We start from the raw sequence: 15,659 nt of genomic DNA on the forward strand, positions 1-15,659 counted from the left end.
AAACCCTACAAAAGGGCGAGGGGCAGTATGCAACTGGCACGACCCATTGGCGCATTGGCACTTATGTGCAGCCTCTCTGGCTGCGCCGATGGCGTGCCGTTTCTTACAGGCAAAACCACGGACGAGACCGAAGTCTCCCGGCGCGGCGGCAACTTTGTGCAGCCCGAAGGCGAGGCCACTTCCGAGGTTATCTCAACCCTGCTCGCGCGCCGCTCGCTGCTGACCGAAGGCACCGTCTACAATGACGTCGCCGAGGCCGCCGTTGCTGCCTCTGCCCGCGCCTCCGAAGCGGAACTGATCAGCGCCAAACTGCGCGCCGAAGCCGAGTCGAAAAACTGGCTGCCCACAATCGGCCCCTCCGTCAGCCTGACGGATCTGGGGGATCTGGTGGCAGGGATGCTCATTCAGCAGGTGCTTTTTGACAATGGCCGCCGCAAAGCCGAACGCGCCTTTGCAGCCGCCGATGTCGAAGTCGCCGCTGTCAATCTCTCGGTTGATATGAATGAGCGAGTTGAAGATGCCGTAGGCCTCTATCTGGCCGGGCTGCGCGGCGAAGAGAAAGCCGCCTATAACAGCCGTGCCTTGAACCAGATGCAGGAATTCCGCCGCATCGTCTCGGGGCGGGTTGACGGTGGCTTGTCCGACCGTTCCGACCTGAATGTGGTCGACAGCAAGATCAATGGCATGCGCAATGCCCGCACCACCGCACAGGATGCCGCCACCACCGCCCGGGCTGAGCTCACGGCGATGACCGGTGAGAGCTTCCCCGAAAAACCCGGCAAGCTCGACCTCGGGACACCGCCCGAAACCGTGCAGTATCTCTCGGTGTTGAAATCCGAAGCCACCGCCAATCGTGGTGTGGCCCAAGCGGTGATTGGCCGGGCCGGTCTCCTGCCGCAGATTTCAGCGGCCGGCAACGTCACTTCTGACGGATCTGGTGCCGGGCTGACCCTGGATCTGGCCGAACCGCTGGGGCTCGGCACCGGGGCCGCGCTCAAAGCCATCGAAGTCTCCAAAGAAGCTGCCCGTCGCCAGATTGGTGAGGCCGAAGAAGACGCCCGGCGCAGCCACTCCCGTCAGGAACAACGTCTGGCCTCCTATCAGCGCCAAACTGTCGAGACCGCATCACTGGCACGGGCCAGCCGGGAAACCTACAGGCTGTTCAAATCCCAGTTCGAAGCGGGCCAGCGGCCAGTGATGGATGTTGTCTCCATCTACGAAGAGCTGGTCCAGCGCGAGCAGGACCATATCGAAGCAAAGTACGAAGTTGTGTTGATCCAGCTGATGCTGGCGCGTGACATGGGCCTTTTGGCGGATGGGGATAAGATTTGACCGATACAACTTTTCCACCCCGGCCTGGTTCCACCGCCAAAGCCAGTAAGCAGTCCCGCAAACCAGGAAGCCCCCTGTTGCGGGCAGTTCCCCCCAGCCCGGCGCCGCTCGCCGACCAGGACCAGGCTCCCGTTACTGGTCAGATCATCGATGGCACCGCTTCAAACACCACTGCCCGTAGGCGCACCACCGCCCCCTCCCCGCAGGTGGCAACCCAAGCAGCCAGTGCCCCAGCCCACAGCGGTGCAGGAGCCCAAACAGATGTTGCCGCCGCGGGAGGTCGCCGCGAAGTTGGCACCCTAATTGAGGGCGCCTCTGCCCGGATCCAGCACCGCGCCACGCTGATTGCCACGCTGGCCTCCCTGAAGGGCACCGAAGCCCATGCAGGCGATATCGCCAGCTTTATGTGGAGCAATAACCCCGGTGATTCCACAGCCGAGAGCCTGGCACAGGCATTGGGGTCGACCGGACTGCAAGTGAAACTGCAACGTCGGCCGGAGCTGACCCCCAGCGACTGGCCTGCTCTGGCGATGATGAAGGGCGGCCAATGTGTCCTGGTTCTGGGTCAGGACCAGGGTCGGCTCAGCATTTTTGACACCACCTGCCCCGACAATCGCACCGAGGTCCCGCTGGGTGAGTTCACCCCGTTTTTCACCGGCACTCTGGTGGTGGCGCGTCCCTCGCTCAAACAAATGGCAGCCCGCCATACACCGCAGCTGGAGAGCGATCACTGGTTCTGGGGCGAATTCCCCAAATACCGCCGTCAGGTGGGTGAAATCATGTTGGGCTCCTTGGTGGCCAACATCTTGGCCGTCTCGGTCGCGCTGTTCTCCCTGCAGGTCTATGACCGGGTGGTGCCGCATCAGTCTCATGCCACGCTTTGGGTTTTGGCCATTGGCGCCTTCCTTGCGATCATGCTGGAAGCCCTGCTCAAGGTGGCCCGTGCCCGGCTGACGGATGCTGCCGGACGCCAGATCGAACTTTCGGTTCAGCACAATCTGATGCGTCGCCTGATTGGCATGCGCTCGGACAAAAAACCGCTGCCCCCCTCCGGGCTGTTTGCAGCGATGCGCGATTTTGGTGCCGTACGTGAGTTCTTTACCTCTTCGACGATCTCCACCCTCGCCGATATTCCCTTTATCGCCGTCTTCCTGCTGCTGGTGGCCTCGATCGCCGGGCCTGTTGTCTATGTGATCATGGTTGGCGGTGCATTGATGCTGCTGCCGGCCTATTTCATGCAGCGCAAGATGATCGCGCTGACCCGCCAGACCCAGGGCGCCAATGCCAAGGCTGGCCGCCTGCTGCACGAGGTGATCACCGAACTCGACACAGTAAAGACCCAGCGCGGCGAAGACCGCGTTATGCGCAACTGGGACGAGTTGAATGTACTGTCCTCGCATTCCTCAACCGAACAACGTCGCCTTGCCAGCGCCCTCACCTTCTGGTCGCAGGGCATCCAGCAGGCCACCTATATCACCGCTGTGGTTCTGGGTACTTTGCTGGTCTTTGCAGGTGAGTTCACCGTCGGGACGATTATTGCCACCGGTATCCTCACCAGTCGCACCCTGGCGCCGCTCACCCAGTTTGCCGCGACCATGGCCCGTTGGAGTAACGTCAAGGGCGCTCTGGAGGGGCTGGAGGCCATCGCCAGCGCCCCGCAGGAAATGGATGCCGAACGCAGCTACCTGCGCCGTGAGCAGCTTGAGGGCCGCTTTGAGATGCGCGAAGTGGTGTTCCGCTACGATGAAGATGCCGCCCCTACCCTGGATGTCCCCGGTGTCGCCATTACCCCAGGCCAGCGCGTTGCGGTTCTGGGCGTCAATGGCTCGGGCAAATCCACGCTGATCAAACTGCTGTCGGGTCTCTACGCCCCCGATACAGGCCGGATCATGATTGATGGCACCGATATGGGCCAGATCGACCCACGCGATCTGCGCCGCAATATCGGCTACCTGAGCCAGGATGTACGGCTGTTTGCTGGCTCTCTGCGCGACAACCTCAACCTCAACCAGCTGGAGCGCGACGACACCCGCCTGATGGCTGCTTTGGACTTTTCTGGCCTGGGCGCCTATGTGCGCGGTCACCACAAGGGCCTGGACCTGGATATCGGTGATGGCGGCGGCGGCTTGTCGATTGGTCAGCGCCAGTCGATGGGCTGGGCGCGGCTTTGGTTGCAAAACCCAACAATCGTGCTGCTGGATGAACCCACAGCCGCTTTGGACCAAACCTTGGAACGCACTCTAGTCAGCCGGTTGGAAACCTGGCTGCAGGGCCGCACCGCCGTTATCGCCACCCACCGGATGCCCATCCTGTCGCTGACCAACCGCACCCTAATCCTGCAGGACGGGCGCATGGTGGTGGATGGTCCCCGTGATAAGGTTCTGGCGCATCTCGCCGCAGGAGAGGGCAAATGACCTCATCCGCGCATTATGATCTCGCCGAGAGCGCCCGGGGCGCCAGCCGCATTGTCTATCTGGTTGGCGCAGCTCTGTTGCTGTTCATCGGCTGGGCAGCCTTTGCTTCGGTGGATGAGATCGTGCGCGGCGAAGGCGAAGTGGTCTCCTCCTCCAGGGCGCAGATCGTACAGAACCTTGAAGGCGGCATTCTGGCGGAACTGCATGTACGCCAAGGCGACGAAGTGCGCGCCGGACAGGTTCTGGCGAAGCTCCAGGACACCAAATTCCGCACTATTGCCGATGAGTTGCAGGACCAAATCGACACACTAGAGATCAAGCAATTCCGGCTGGAAGCCGAAATGGACGGGGCCTATGAGTTCACTGTCCCCGTTGATCTGGCAGACCGCTCCGCCGAAATACTGGCGTCAGAGCGCGCCCTGCTGAATGCCAGACAGGGCGATTTTGACAGCCGCCGCACCAGCGCGCGCAAGATCCTGGATCAGCTGAACGATGAGCTGGCCAATATGCAAAGCCTTTACGAGCAGAACATCGTCGCCCTGATCGAAGTGAACCGCTCGCAGAAAGCTGCCACCGATGCGCAGGCCAAGTTCAATGAGATCGGCACCCAGAATGAACTGAAACTGGCAGAAGAATATTCCGAAGCCCTGCGCGAGCTGGCCTCGCTGAGGCAGGATCAGCGGCTGGCACAGGACCAGTTGGATCGCACCGTTATCACTTCGCCAATGTCCGGCATCGTCAACAGCCTGGGCGTGACCACCATTGGCGGCGTTGTGCGCCCCGGTGAAGAGATTTTTGAGATCATCCCCATGGGGGAAGAGCTGTTTGTCGAGGCCCGCGTCAATCCCAAGGATATTGCCAGTGTACAAACCGGCCAGACGGCGACCATCAAGCTCTCGGCCTATGATTACACCATCTATGGCGCCTTGAATGGCGAGGTTGATTTTGTTTCGGCGGACACCTTTGAAGATGAACGCAATCCCCGCGCCGAACCCTTTTACCGCGTTACGGTTCGGGTTGATCGTTCTGATCTAACGGAGCGTCAGAAAGGCATCGAAATTCGCCCCGGCATGCGCGCCATTGCAGAGTTGCAGACAGGATCAAAAACCGTGCTGAACTACCTGTTGAAGCCTCTGTACAAATCACAAGAGGCCTTCCGTGAACCATAAACCCACTCACACAGGACCAGATACCACAGGGGAAGCATCGGAATGCTCCGCGCTGTTCCCCGCTGTTTGCCCTCCTCTGCCCTCTTGTTCTGGGCAGCGCCCTATCGGGCCACGTCCTGTGCGTCTGGATTCCCGGTACCCCACTGCCATTCTAGCAGTAGGTTCCGTGGGAACGTCGCTAAGGAGGGACGTATCTGTTGTTAGCCGGCCTGTTGCATCAAGCGCCACAGGGTTGAATCAAGCGCTGTCCCAATCGAAACCCGCCTGCTGCCCATCGCGGCCTTGGCAGAAATCACCGAGACCAGTCGGGGCAATCGGCCCGGTATCACCTGTAGAACTGGCGCACCTGAGGCCCCAAAATCCACAAGGCAGGACATCACCAATGTCGTGCGCTGTTTTGCAAGAACCTCGCAACTGCGTTCCAAACTGGGGCGCGTCGCATGGGTAAAGTTGTAAGACAGCACCCCAACGGAATCTCCGCGATCGGCATCCAGGGACATTCTCAAGGGCTGGATCTCGTTCGAATTGATCGGTCGAGCCAAGCGCAACACCGCAATGTCACTTCCCATCAGAGAGCCACCTCGCTGACTATGCCGATAGCCCGGATGCACCACCGCCTTCGCAATGTTGCGTGCAGCTTTGGCACGTCGCCCCATGAGGCCCGCTTCAAATTTGATCGTCGTCGGATCAATTGCGCGCCCAGATGCCGGATCATACAGGCAATGGGCCGCAGTCAGTACCAAGTTTGGCGCTATCAAGGATCCGGTACACATATTGCGTCCCGAGATATTCAGACGTCCGACCGCTTCCCACCCAGGCAACGATCGAGCTCCAAATTGCGGATCACCCGCCCTCGCGCCGCTGGGCATACTTGCAAACAAGTAAGCCGCAGCCACAGCGATTAGTCGTTTCATTTTCCACTCCAAATTCCCACATCAACATGTTTGTTCAGTCGTGCGGCTGGAATGGGGCCCAATCTTGTGCTTGGTGGACGAAATAATGGACAGAATGTGGCAGTGTTAACAATTCTCTAACCCCCCGGTTATTGATGCCCCAGAATGACGTTAAAACGGGGTAAATAGCCACCCGGCGTTAAGACTCTCCCTAAGGTTTTAGGCAAATACCTGTAAAAACATGCATTTTTATGTCCTACAGGACCCACATTTTACCTCCCAAGGTGCAAGACTTCGGTAAGATTTGGATTTCTAGCCCCCTAAACGGAAGCAAATGCGGCGAGAATCAGTCGTGAGTCGCATCCAAGCAGCACCCAAATCTCTTTCCAAATCCATAATCCCGCGCCCCGGCGTTAAGATGTTGTCCTAGGGGAAAGCGAGCCTCCGTCAGCATAGGTCAGCGGCATGTTCTGGGTGATTGGTGCCGAAGCGAGGCTTTGCGTGGCCCCCTCCTCACTTCAGAGCCTCACCCCAGGCAGAGCCCCAGGGAGGCTAAATAGTAAAACGGCTGCCCACTGCTTTACCTCTCCTAGGAAACCCTTAACTCGGAAGGAGCAAGACCTGCCCGGTCAGGCAAGGCCAGTCTCACCCCAAAATAAGGTGGGTGTCGGTTGTGCAGGCTGTTCGCAGGTCATGCCCATGAGGACAGTGCTGTGGGCTCTTTTGCAGCCGCAGCACCCAGGTTTTACCCAGAATGCACAGCCACAAGCAAAAGCCTCCCTAGGATAACCTGCAGCTCGCGGGACAAAGGCAATCCCAGTCATGTAGAGACGAGAAGGTCCACACCATTGGTCGGCAAACCGGTGGGACAGGCCAAGCCCTGCCCCTGAGCCAAGGTGCAGTTAGTCCTGCGGCCCCATCGGGAACCGCGACCGACGCACTCGCGTTTTGAAATCCTTGCGCCCGTAGCGGGCGGTCATGTCGGCCTCATAGACCGCGATGAGCCGTCGGCCAACGGCACCACGGAAAGGCTCTTTGACAACCTGACGGTAGTTGGGTTTGCGCCCCATCCAGCGCAAAAGCTTTCGATTGCCGATGGGATCGTGAATATGGTCATCAGCCGCGGTTGCGGGCCATTCATAGGGTACGGTCACGATGACCATATCGCTGATCTCAAGCAGCTTACGTGCAAAAGGCACCACATCTGGAACATGTTCCAGCACCTGCAAGCAGGTGGCGACATCATATTTCTTGCCGCCAAAGTCATGCGTCAGGAAATCCCCTTGAATCCCCTCAACCGTCGAGGAGCGATAAGGCTCTGCCATGTCAAAGGAGACACGTTCGGGGATCCAATCGAACCACTCAAGATAGGGGCAGCTCGCGGTTCCGATGTCGATCATGGATTTGGCGTTCTTGCCCAGACTGCGCACGATATAGTCCAGGTAAGAGTAGTACATGAGATCCATGCGGTTTTGCCAATACTGCCCGGATTTGTACCCAAGCAGGATATTTGGATCCACCTCATCAATACTCTTCATCCTAACAACACCCCTAACCTCAAAATCCTTATGGCCTAGACCTCCTCCTCACATGAAACATAGCGGGAAGTTTGGCTCAAATTTGTCCTGCTAAGAAGCCACAAAACGCCCCCGGGGTAAATCACCAAACAACCTTCTGGAGAGGTAAAATGAACGCCCGCGACGCGATCAGACAGCCGATCTTAGCCGCCTGTGTTGCAGGTTGGAATTGACCCGATATAGCTCCAGGGCGATGAGCGGTACAAAATGCACTAAGGCCGGGCCTACCCCTCCCCAATTGTGAAGGGCTGCCCAGTGAACAAGGGTCAAGACAGCAGCGCCGTAGACACCGCGTTGCAACATCTTCCAATGCGGCCCAAGTTTGCGCAGCCAGCCATCCGTTGAGGTCACCGCAAGGGGCACAAAGATCAGCAAGGCCAGCCAGCCCGTCCAGATATAGAGTTTGGACAACTCATTGCCGGAATAGGCCACCACCCCTATGTCGATCAGATAGAGCACCGTATGCGCCGCTGCATAGCCAAAGGCTGCAACCCCCAGATACCGGCGCCGCTTCATCAGCCAACGTGGCCCCCGCCAGCCTCTGAAAAGCATCGTCAACGGGGTAATCATCATCGAAATGATCATGAAACGTGCTGCAAACTCACCTGTGGGGTGCAGCAGCATATGGATCGTTTTGGCATCTCCCGTGGCCAGCGCAGCTGTCATCGGGATTGCGGGCAGGCATAAGAGCGCCCAAAACGTATAAGGGTGATTTAGAAAGGATCGGACTGCGGACATACTCAAGGCTCCAGAACTCGTGAAGCCTATACGGTTCAGCCCAACTTTTCCGTCGCTCTTTTCGATAGTAGTGGTGGAAAACCCTGCCACCCCCGGTGTCGGCGCGCCAGTTGGTCAGCCCCGCCCTAGTTTGGCCAAGTCCTTAGGGCAAGAGTGCCAGGCGCTCCAAGAACAGCGTTTTCACCGCTTTGGCATCCACCCCAAGGCACACCGAAGTATCCCCCCGGCTGCCCTTGTCCGCCACCAGTGTCTCCCCCGAGGTCTCGCCGGAACAGGACACGCGAATGGGCAGTTTCTTGACCTGGAACAGCTGCGGATGGCTACAGGCGATGACCGCTGCCGGGTCATGCAGGGAGCAGCCGTCAAACTTGCCCACGGTTTCATAAAACCGCAGGTAGAACTCTGACATGGACTGCAACATCCCCCCCAATTCCGGCGACTGCGCCGCAATAGCGGTGAAATCCGCTTTGGTGCAGAGAATTTGGTGGGTCACATCCAAGCCAACCATTACCAGTTCGGCGCCCGATCCAAAAACCACATCCGCCGCATCGGGGTCGTGATAGATATTGGCCTCCGCATGCGGGGTGATATTGCCGCCTTCCTCCAACGAGCCGCCCATGATGACGATACGTTTGAGGTTTTTGACAAACTCAGGGTCGCGCTGAATGGCCAGCGCGATGTTGGTCAGCGGGCCAATAGGACAGAGTACCAACTCACCTTTATGTTCGCGCGCCATGCGGATCAGGAAATCGGCGGCCTCCTCGGCCAGAGGCGCGCCTTTGGGCTCTGCAGCTGGAATATCCCCAAACCCTTGCGCACCGTGAACCTGGGCTGAGGGCTTAAAAGGCGGCAAAGACAGGGGCACGCGCGCACCCTCGGCAACTGGCACCTGCAGATCCGCTGCTTCGAGCAGGCGCAGGGCGTTTCGGGTCGCAATCTCAGTGGTGACATTGCCAAAAATCGTGGTGAGCCCCAACAGCGAAATCTCTGGTGCCGCCGCCGCATAGAAGATCGCCATGGCGTCGTCGATGCCAGGATCCGTGTCGATAATCAGTTTCATCATAGCTGTCTCCGCCTCACTCACCCCGCCGGCCTAACATTTCCCCCAGTGCCCCGGCAAGCCGTCCACTGGCTGACCGCAACGATGCCACATAAGCAAAACGCCCATGCAGTCTCTGCGCGGGCGCTTGCGAATACCTCTGATGACCGCCCCACCAAACCGGGGCAATCCAAAGGCAGGATCAGGTATTGAACAGGAAGTGCATCACATCGCCGTCTTTGACGATGTAGGATTTACCCTCGGCCCGCATCTTGCCAGCCTCTTTGGCACCCTGCTCCCCATTGCAGGCGATAAAATCGTCATAGGCAATGGTTTCGGCGCGGATGAAGCCCTTTTCAAAGTCACCGTGGATAACCCCAGCCGCCTGTGGCCCGGAAGTGCCCTCACGGATCGTCCAGGCGCGGGCCTCTTTGGGGCCAACGGTGAAATAGGTCTCCAGATGCAACAGCTCATAGCCCGCTCGGATTAGCCGGTCGAGACCGGCCTCTTCGAGGCCCATTTCCTCGAGGAACATTTGTGCTTCCTCGGCTTCGAGCTGGCTGATCTCTTCTTCGATCTGCGCCGAGATAACCACATGGGAATTGCCCTGAGCTGCCGCCATCTCAGCGACTTTGGCAGAATGCGCGTTGCCTTCAGCTGATTCCGACTCACCCACATTGCAGACATAGAGCACCGGCTTGGTGCTCAGCAGCTGCAGCATCTTCCAGGCTTTGGCGTCTTCGTCGTCGACTTCGACCAGGCGCGCGGGCTTGCCCTCTTCCAACATCGCCTGGGCTTCGGCCAGCAAACGCTCTTGCTGCTGGGCCTCTTTGTCGTTGCCTTTCAGCTTGCGAACCAGATTAGCGCGACGTTTCTCGATGCTCTCTAGATCCGCCAGCATCAGCTCGGTCTCGATGGTTTCGGCATCTGCAACCGGGTCAACGCGACCGTCGACATGGGTCACGTCACCGTCCTCAAAGCAGCGCAAAACATGAGCAATTGCATCGGTTTCGCGGATATTGGCCAGGAACTGATTGCCCAGTCCCTCGCCCTTGGAGGCGCCTTTGACCAGTCCGGCAATATCCACAAAGGTCATCCGTGTTGGGATGATCTGCTTGGAACCGGCAATCGCTGCCAGCTTATCCAGACGGCTGTCCGGCACGCCGACTTCACCGACATTGGGTTCGATGGTACAGAACGGAAAATTCGCCGCCTGCGCCGATGCGGTTTTGGTCAATGCGTTGAACAAGGTCGACTTGCCGACGTTCGGCAGGCCCACAATTCCCATTTTAAAGCCCATCTCAGCCTCCTGATGCCATTTGGGAAAGGCTTCTAGGCAGCATTGCCTCTCGGCGCAAGGCAGCATTGCCCCTCGCTCGCGACTCGAGCTATCTCTTGACCCCCTATATGACTCTGTGAAATGTAAAAAAGCCTTCACACATTTTCTCGTAAACGTGTAGGGAGGTTTAAAAACGATATGTGCTATCTTAACTCCTCCCAAGTTCCACGATGTTATGGGGAAAGAAATGAAAAACAACATTCTGCTATCAACAGTTTTGGCCGTTGGCTTTGCAAGCTCTGCCCTTGGTCAGGAAATCGTTCTTGGTGCAGGCTATTCTGACTATTCTCTGCAGGGGTCAGAGGACGGCGTAACTTTGTCAATGGAGTACATTCACCGTCCCTTTTATGAAGGGCGTGTTTTTTCCGCCCGCCTGGCAGGCGCACTTGAAGTCGTCGAAACCGGCGATGCCTTTGTTGGTGGCGGTGTGAGTGGCAAATGGGATCTACAACAGGACTGGTTTATCTCGGCCAGTGTCTTACCAGGAGCCTATGTCGAAGGGACCTCCTTGAATGATCTTGGTTCCACCTTTGAGATCCGCAGCCAGCTGGCCGTCGGCAAACGGTTCAAAAGCGGCAAGGCGCTGTCATTGGCGCTGAGCCACAAGTCCAATGCCTCGACAGCCTCGATCAATCCCGGTGTGAACACCCTGTCTCTGCGCTGGCATATTCCGCTGAACTAGTGGCAGCAAAACACAAATGGGGCCTGGCTCGGGATTGATTTCCCCGGCAACTTTCGGCACACCGGAGCGGTAAGTTGCAAGAGGCCCCATCATGACCCGTATTGACGCAAAATTCGCCGAACTCAAAGCCGCCGGCAAAAAGGCCTTTGTGTCCTATGTCATGGCCGGTGATCCTGACTATGATCTCTCGCTCGAGCTGGTAAAAGGGCTGCCCGCAGCTGGCGTCGATATCATCGAGCTTGGTCTTCCTTTCACTGATCCAATGGCCGATGGCCCCACCATTCAGTTGGCAGGTCAGCGGGCGCTTGATGTCGGCATGACCCTGGAAAAGACCCTGCAACTGGCTGCGGAGTTCCGCAAGGAAGACGACACCACCCCGATTGTTTTGATGGGCTATTACAACCCGATCTACAATCGCGGCGTTGAGACCTTCCTCACGGATGCCAAGGCCGCCGGTATTGATGGGTTGATCGTGGTCGACCTGCCGCCGGAAGAAGACGAAGAGCTCTGCATTCCGGCGCAACAGGCAGGGCTGAATTTCATCCGTCTAGCGACCCCCACCACGGATGACAAACGCCTGCCCACCGTGCTGCAAAATACCTCTGGCTTTGTCTACTACGTCTCCGTCACCGGCATCACCGGCGCCGCCGAGGCCCAGGCTGGGGATGTTGGCCCCGAAGTGGCCCGGATCAAATCCGCCACTGACCTCCCCGTCATCGTTGGCTTTGGTATCAACACACCGGAAAAGGCACAGAACATCGCTTCGATCTCGGATGGCGCCGTCGTCGGCAGCGCCATCGTCAGCAAGATGGCCGAGAGCCAATCCGTATCTGACACTTTGGCCTTTGTAAAATCGCTCGCAGATGGCGCCCATAAAGGCTAACCAGACTTCACGATTTTCGTCCTGTTATGGCCGCGCCTCTGGGTGCGGCCATTTGCGTTTTAGGAATATCGCACTGAGTATTGCAGCGAGAGGTAAAAATTGGTAAGGAAACTTTACCACATCAGAGCGAGGGTTCATCCGTGCCGGTCATTACCAATATTCAGGATCTGAAACGCATCTACGAGCGGCGGGTGCCGCGGATGTTTTTTGACTACGCAGAGAGCGGCAGCTGGACCGAACAGACCTTTCGTGAAAACACCTCTGATTTTGAACAGATCCGCCTGCGCCAGCGCGTCGCCGTGGATATGTCGGGACGCAGCACAGCAGCGCAGATGATCGGCGAAGATGTCTCCATGCCTGTCTCTCTGGCGCCGGTTGGTCTCACTGGCATGCAACATGCCGATGGCGAGATCAAAGCAGCCAAAGCAGCCGAAGAGTTTGGCGTGCCCTTTACACTCTCGACCATGTCGATCAACTCGATAGAGGATGTCGCTGAGGCCACGACCAAGCCCTTTTGGTTCCAGCTTTATACCATGAACGACGAAGACTATGTGCGCCGCCTGATCCAACGCGCCAAAGACGCCAAATGCTCAGCCCTGGTGATCACCCTGGATCTGCAGATCCTCGGTCAGCGCCACAAGGATCTGAAAAACGGCCTCTCCGCCCCGCCAAAACTGACGCCAAAAACCATTGCCAACCTGATGACCAAATGGGCCTGGGGCATCGAGATGCTCGGCGCCAAACGGCGCGAGTTTGGCAATATTGTCGGCCATGTCGAAGGCATCTCCGATGCCTCCTCATTGGGGGCCTGGACCGCAGAGCAATTCGATCTCTCGCTGGACTGGGGCAAAATTGCCAAGCTCAAAGAGATGTGGGGCGGCAAGGTGATCCTCAAAGGCATCCTGGACGCCGAAGACGCCAGGATGGCCGTCAAAGTGGGGGCCGATGCCATTGTTGTTTCCAACCACGGCGGGCGTCAGCTGGACGGCGCGCTCAGCTCGATCCGCATGCTGCCACAGATCCTGGATGCGGTTGGTGGCGAGGTCGAAGTGATCCTGGACAGCGGTATTCGATCTGGCCAGGACGTCCTGAAATCGCTCGCGATGGGCGCCAATGGCACCATGATCGGCCGCGCCTTTGTCTACGGGCTGGGGGCTATGGGGCAAAAGGGTGTCACCAAGGCACTGGAGGTGATCCACAAGGAGCTAGACACCACCATGGCGCTTTGTGGTGAGCGCGATATTGCCAATCTTGGTCGGCACAACCTGCTGATCCCAAAGAACTTTGAAGGCGACTGGCAGGGTTGATCCTGGCGGTATGCGATCAAAAAATCCGGTCCTGAAACCAGATCAGGGCCGGATAGGCGCAAAGCCAAATCCAGAAAAACCGGTTCAGACCAAAGAAACAGGCATTGGAAAAGTGAAACCCGGCAGCGCAGAGCAGTGCCAGCTTCAGTGCCACAGGATCCAGCAGAGCCAGCGGAAAGACCAGCTCAAACAGGATCACCGCCCAGCCCATAACAAACAGAAAACGCGGGCGCTCTGCCAGGGAGCGCAGCGCCTCGCTCACGGGATAGGCAGAAAAGCGAAACACGTCACAGAGCGCCTCACCGCAGCGCCATTCTGGGTTCACCACCTTGACCCAGCCGGAAACAAAATAGGACAGCACCAGCTGCACCGCCAGATAAGACAGCGCCATTTCCTGCCAAAACGGCGTTGGCGCCAGATGAGCGAGGCTGAGACAGCTGAGGATCAGCATGGTCATCTTGTCGCTGCCGCCATTATAGGGCCCCTGATACCGCCTGAGCATCGCCAGGCTAATCACCCAGAGCCCCCAGACCGGCCAGGCACCGCCGATTCCCAGCCCCATGGCACCACAGAGCATGAGGCGCGGTACAAAGATCATCCGATCCCCCCGCACCAGATGCTCCAGGCTTTGCTGACCAATGGCAAAGGAAAGCAATAGCTGCATCCAGCCCATCGCCTCCCCAGCAGTGAGGCTCGACTGCAAAAATACCAGCGCACTCATGCCGCCACCGCCTGCAAACTGGCCAAGGCCACCTGGGTGCTTTCATACTCCACCAGCTTGACCAGCCGAGCCCCCTCACGTGACAAAAACACCAGACGAAACTGCAACATCTGCGCCCCCTCAGGCAGAGTCCGGGCAACCCTCAGATTGATCTCATCCACACTATGCTGGCTTGGCGCTTCGATCAGCCTCTCAGAACAGCTGACAAGATAAAGCTGCTCGTTCCAGTCCGGGTTCCACAGCATGCGGCGCAAGACCTGACCCAGCCCCAGATGGGTCGGTCGCGGGCGGTCCTCTTGCCAGTCCCCAATGCTCTCCCCCTCAATAAGGCGGTATTCAATCCGCGGCGAGGGGGCCACGGTCTTGAAGAATCGCCAAGAGGGAATCACCGTCGGCAAAAAGAGTGAAAGTAGACGCAGCACCGCAGCAGGCTCCAGCAAATGAATATTGCTCTCCAGATTAGTCGGCGGCCTTTAACACTTCCTTTTGCCCACCCTGTTTCTTTCGGCGCATCACTCCCCTTTGCCATTTCATTTGGCCATAAATATCCCGGGGGGAGGCCACAGGCCGGGGGGCAGCGCCCCCAATCGCCCGCTTCAACCAAAGACCCCCTTGCGAGAACCCTAAATCCCCTGTAAGGGCAGGCCTTCACGTGGGGTGACAGCCTTGGAGGCACCCTGCATAGATATATTGGAGAATTAAGATGGCAAAAGAGATTCCTGATCTCGTCGCCGAGGAACGTGCGGGGACGGGCAAGGGCGCCGCTCGCGCAGCACGTCGTGCTGGCATGGTTCCTGGTGTTGTTTACGGTGGTGACGCGGATCCTCTGTCGATCCAGATCCCTTTCAACGTTCTGTTGAAAAAGCTGAAAGCCGGCAAATTCAAGTCCACCCTGTGGAACCTGAAAGTTGAAGGCCAGGAAGACGTGCGCGTGATCTGCCGCGACGTTCAGCGTGATGTTGTCAAAGACCTGCCAACCCACCTCGACCTGATGCGCCTGCGCCGGACTTCGGAAATCAACCTGTTCATCCCGGTTGAATTCATCAACGAAGACACCTGCCCCGGCGTCAAAAAAGGCGGCATGCTCGCAGTTGTTCGTCCTGAGGTCGAGCTGGTTGTGACCGCTGGTGATATTCCTGAGAAGCTCACCGTTGATCTGGCGAACAGCCAAATTGGCGATGTGATCACCATCTCGTCGATCGAGCTGCCCAAAGGTGCACGCCCAACAATCGACCGTGACTTCGTTGTTGCAAACATCGCAGCACCCGGCGGCATCTCTGCCTCCGACGAAGACGAAGAAGGCGGCGAAGAGGCTGCTGCCGAAGAATAAGATCACCGCCCCAATGGGGATGTGATGAAACGGGGTCCTTCGGGGCCCCGTTTTTTTCCGGCGATAGCCTGCCTCTAGCTCCTGCCCCTGCAGATTTGGTATCTACCCAGCCCAACAGAATCGGCGCAGCCCAAAAAAGTAAAACAACCCATAAATCCGCAAAAACTGTTCAAAAAAAGGGACAAGCTCTAAACAGAATCCTTGTCCTTACAAACCTCTCGTTTGCCTTTTCCCA

At 58.0% G+C, this 15,659-nt stretch carries 14 protein-coding genes; 7 read left to right on the plus strand and 7 right to left on the minus strand.

Annotated elements, in window-relative coordinates; genetic code table 11:
- The first annotated feature begins 27 nt into the window (after window positions 1-27).
- Genes ED661_RS06500 through ED661_RS06510 form a run of 3 tightly spaced genes read left to right on the plus strand, consistent with a single transcriptional unit; the run spans window position 28 to window position 4,915 of the window.
- Complete coding sequence (locus tag ED661_RS06500; protein ID WP_122073084.1) at window positions 28-1,332, plus strand: TolC family protein; 1,305 nt, start codon at window positions 28-30, stop codon at window positions 1,330-1,332.
- Window positions 1,329-3,746 carry an ATP-binding cassette domain-containing protein gene (locus ED661_RS06505; protein ID WP_122073085.1) on the plus strand — a complete coding sequence of 806 codons (2,418 nt, stop codon included), beginning with the start codon at window positions 1,329-1,331 and terminating at the stop codon, window positions 3,744-3,746. Before ED661_RS06500 ends, ED661_RS06505 begins: the two co-directional genes overlap by 4 nt.
- Window positions 3,743-4,915, plus strand: a complete 1,173-nt coding sequence (locus ED661_RS06510; RefSeq protein ID WP_122073086.1) for an HlyD family type I secretion periplasmic adaptor subunit — start codon at window positions 3,743-3,745, stop codon at window positions 4,913-4,915. Before ED661_RS06505 ends, ED661_RS06510 begins: the two co-directional genes overlap by 4 nt.
- Before the next feature lie 200 nt (window positions 4,916-5,115).
- Here the strand turns inward: ED661_RS06510 and ED661_RS06515 are convergent, their stop codons facing one another.
- The 5 genes from ED661_RS06515 to ychF all read right to left on the minus strand — a co-directional run bounded on the left by ED661_RS06515 (window position 5,116) and on the right by ychF (window position 10,462).
- Window positions 5,116-5,829, minus strand: coding sequence for a serine protease (locus ED661_RS06515; protein ID WP_122073087.1), 714 nt, complete (start codon window positions 5,827-5,829; stop codon window positions 5,116-5,118).
- A gap of 881 nt (window positions 5,830-6,710) precedes the next feature.
- Entirely contained in the window at window positions 6,711-7,346 is a 636-nt protein-coding gene (locus ED661_RS06520; protein WP_122073088.1) for a bifunctional 2-polyprenyl-6-hydroxyphenol methylase/3-demethylubiquinol 3-O-methyltransferase UbiG, read from the minus strand.
- 168 nt (window positions 7,347-7,514) lie between these two features.
- Window positions 7,515-8,123: a sulfite oxidase heme-binding subunit YedZ gene (locus ED661_RS06525; protein ID WP_122073089.1), complete on the minus strand. Its 609-nt coding sequence runs from the start codon at window positions 8,121-8,123 to the stop codon at window positions 7,515-7,517.
- Between the two features lie 142 nt (window positions 8,124-8,265).
- Window positions 8,266-9,186 (minus strand): nucleoside hydrolase, encoded by a 921-nt coding sequence (locus tag ED661_RS06530; protein ID WP_122073090.1) that lies wholly within the window; start codon window positions 9,184-9,186, stop codon window positions 8,266-8,268.
- Window positions 9,187-9,364: 178 nt separating this feature from the next.
- Complete coding sequence (gene ychF / locus ED661_RS06535; RefSeq protein WP_122073091.1) at window positions 9,365-10,462, minus strand: redox-regulated ATPase YchF; 1,098 nt, start codon at window positions 10,460-10,462, stop codon at window positions 9,365-9,367.
- Between the two features lie 226 nt (window positions 10,463-10,688).
- Here ychF and ED661_RS06540 point away from each other — a divergent pair, with 226 nt between their 5' ends.
- The 3 genes from ED661_RS06540 (at window position 10,689) to ED661_RS06550 (ending at window position 13,373) form a co-directional block, all read left to right on the plus strand.
- Window positions 10,689-11,183 carry an acyloxyacyl hydrolase gene (locus ED661_RS06540; RefSeq protein WP_254054781.1) on the plus strand — a complete coding sequence of 165 codons (495 nt, stop codon included), beginning with the start codon at window positions 10,689-10,691 and terminating at the stop codon, window positions 11,181-11,183.
- A 91-nt stretch (window positions 11,184-11,274) separates the two neighbouring features.
- On the plus strand, window positions 11,275-12,066 hold the full coding sequence (gene trpA, locus ED661_RS06545) for a tryptophan synthase subunit alpha (protein WP_122073093.1): 792 nt from the start codon (window positions 11,275-11,277) through the stop codon (window positions 12,064-12,066).
- A 140-nt stretch (window positions 12,067-12,206) separates the two neighbouring features.
- On the plus strand, window positions 12,207-13,373 hold the full coding sequence (locus ED661_RS06550; RefSeq protein WP_122073094.1) for an alpha-hydroxy acid oxidase: 1,167 nt from the start codon (window positions 12,207-12,209) through the stop codon (window positions 13,371-13,373).
- A gap of 16 nt (window positions 13,374-13,389) precedes the next feature.
- Here the strand turns inward: ED661_RS06550 and ED661_RS06555 are convergent, their stop codons facing one another.
- Both ED661_RS06555 and ED661_RS06560 read right to left on the minus strand, forming a co-directional pair.
- On the minus strand, window positions 13,390-14,094 hold the full coding sequence (locus ED661_RS06555) for an HTTM domain-containing protein (protein ID WP_122073095.1): 705 nt from the start codon (window positions 14,092-14,094) through the stop codon (window positions 13,390-13,392).
- On the minus strand, window positions 14,091-14,516 hold the full coding sequence (locus tag ED661_RS06560; protein ID WP_162930062.1) for a hypothetical protein: 426 nt from the start codon (window positions 14,514-14,516) through the stop codon (window positions 14,091-14,093). The genes ED661_RS06555 and ED661_RS06560 overlap by 4 nt, the downstream gene beginning before the upstream one ends.
- Window positions 14,517-14,797: 281 nt before the next feature.
- Here ED661_RS06560 and ED661_RS06565 point away from each other — a divergent pair, with 281 nt between their 5' ends.
- Window positions 14,798-15,424, plus strand: coding sequence for a 50S ribosomal protein L25/general stress protein Ctc (locus tag ED661_RS06565; RefSeq protein WP_122073097.1), 627 nt, complete (start codon window positions 14,798-14,800; stop codon window positions 15,422-15,424).
- The last annotated feature ends 235 nt before the right edge of the window (window positions 15,425-15,659 follow it).

The sequence above is a fragment of the Pseudophaeobacter sp. EL27 genome (genome assembly GCF_900313025.1).
Lineage (GTDB): Bacteria > Pseudomonadota > Alphaproteobacteria > Rhodobacterales > Rhodobacteraceae > Pseudophaeobacter.

Bases quoted from the DNA above. Each gene is read 5' to 3' on its own strand.
- ED661_RS06530 (WP_122073090.1), bottom strand. From the start codon at position 9,186: ATGATGAAACTGATTATCGACACGGATCCTGGCATCGACGACGCCATG.
- ED661_RS06510 (WP_122073086.1), top strand. From the start codon at position 3,743: ATGACCTCATCCGCGCATTATGATCTCGCCGAGAGCGCCCGGGGCGCC.
- ED661_RS06565 (WP_122073097.1), top strand. From the start codon at position 14,798: ATGGCAAAAGAGATTCCTGATCTCGTCGCCGAGGAACGTGCGGGGACG.
- ED661_RS06540 (WP_254054781.1), top strand. From the start codon at position 10,689: ATGAAAAACAACATTCTGCTATCAACAGTTTTGGCCGTTGGCTTTGCA.
- ED661_RS06555 (WP_122073095.1), bottom strand. From the start codon at position 14,094: ATGAGTGCGCTGGTATTTTTGCAGTCGAGCCTCACTGCTGGGGAGGCG.
- ED661_RS06500 (WP_122073084.1), top strand. From the start codon at position 28: ATGCAACTGGCACGACCCATTGGCGCATTGGCACTTATGTGCAGCCTC.
- ychF (WP_122073091.1), bottom strand. From the start codon at position 10,462: ATGGGCTTTAAAATGGGAATTGTGGGCCTGCCGAACGTCGGCAAGTCG.
- ED661_RS06525 (WP_122073089.1), bottom strand. From the start codon at position 8,123: ATGTCCGCAGTCCGATCCTTTCTAAATCACCCTTATACGTTTTGGGCG.
- trpA (WP_122073093.1), top strand. From the start codon at position 11,275: ATGACCCGTATTGACGCAAAATTCGCCGAACTCAAAGCCGCCGGCAAA.
- ED661_RS06520 (WP_122073088.1), bottom strand. From the start codon at position 7,346: ATGAAGAGTATTGATGAGGTGGATCCAAATATCCTGCTTGGGTACAAA.
- ED661_RS06515 (WP_122073087.1), bottom strand. From the start codon at position 5,829: ATGAAACGACTAATCGCTGTGGCTGCGGCTTACTTGTTTGCAAGTATG.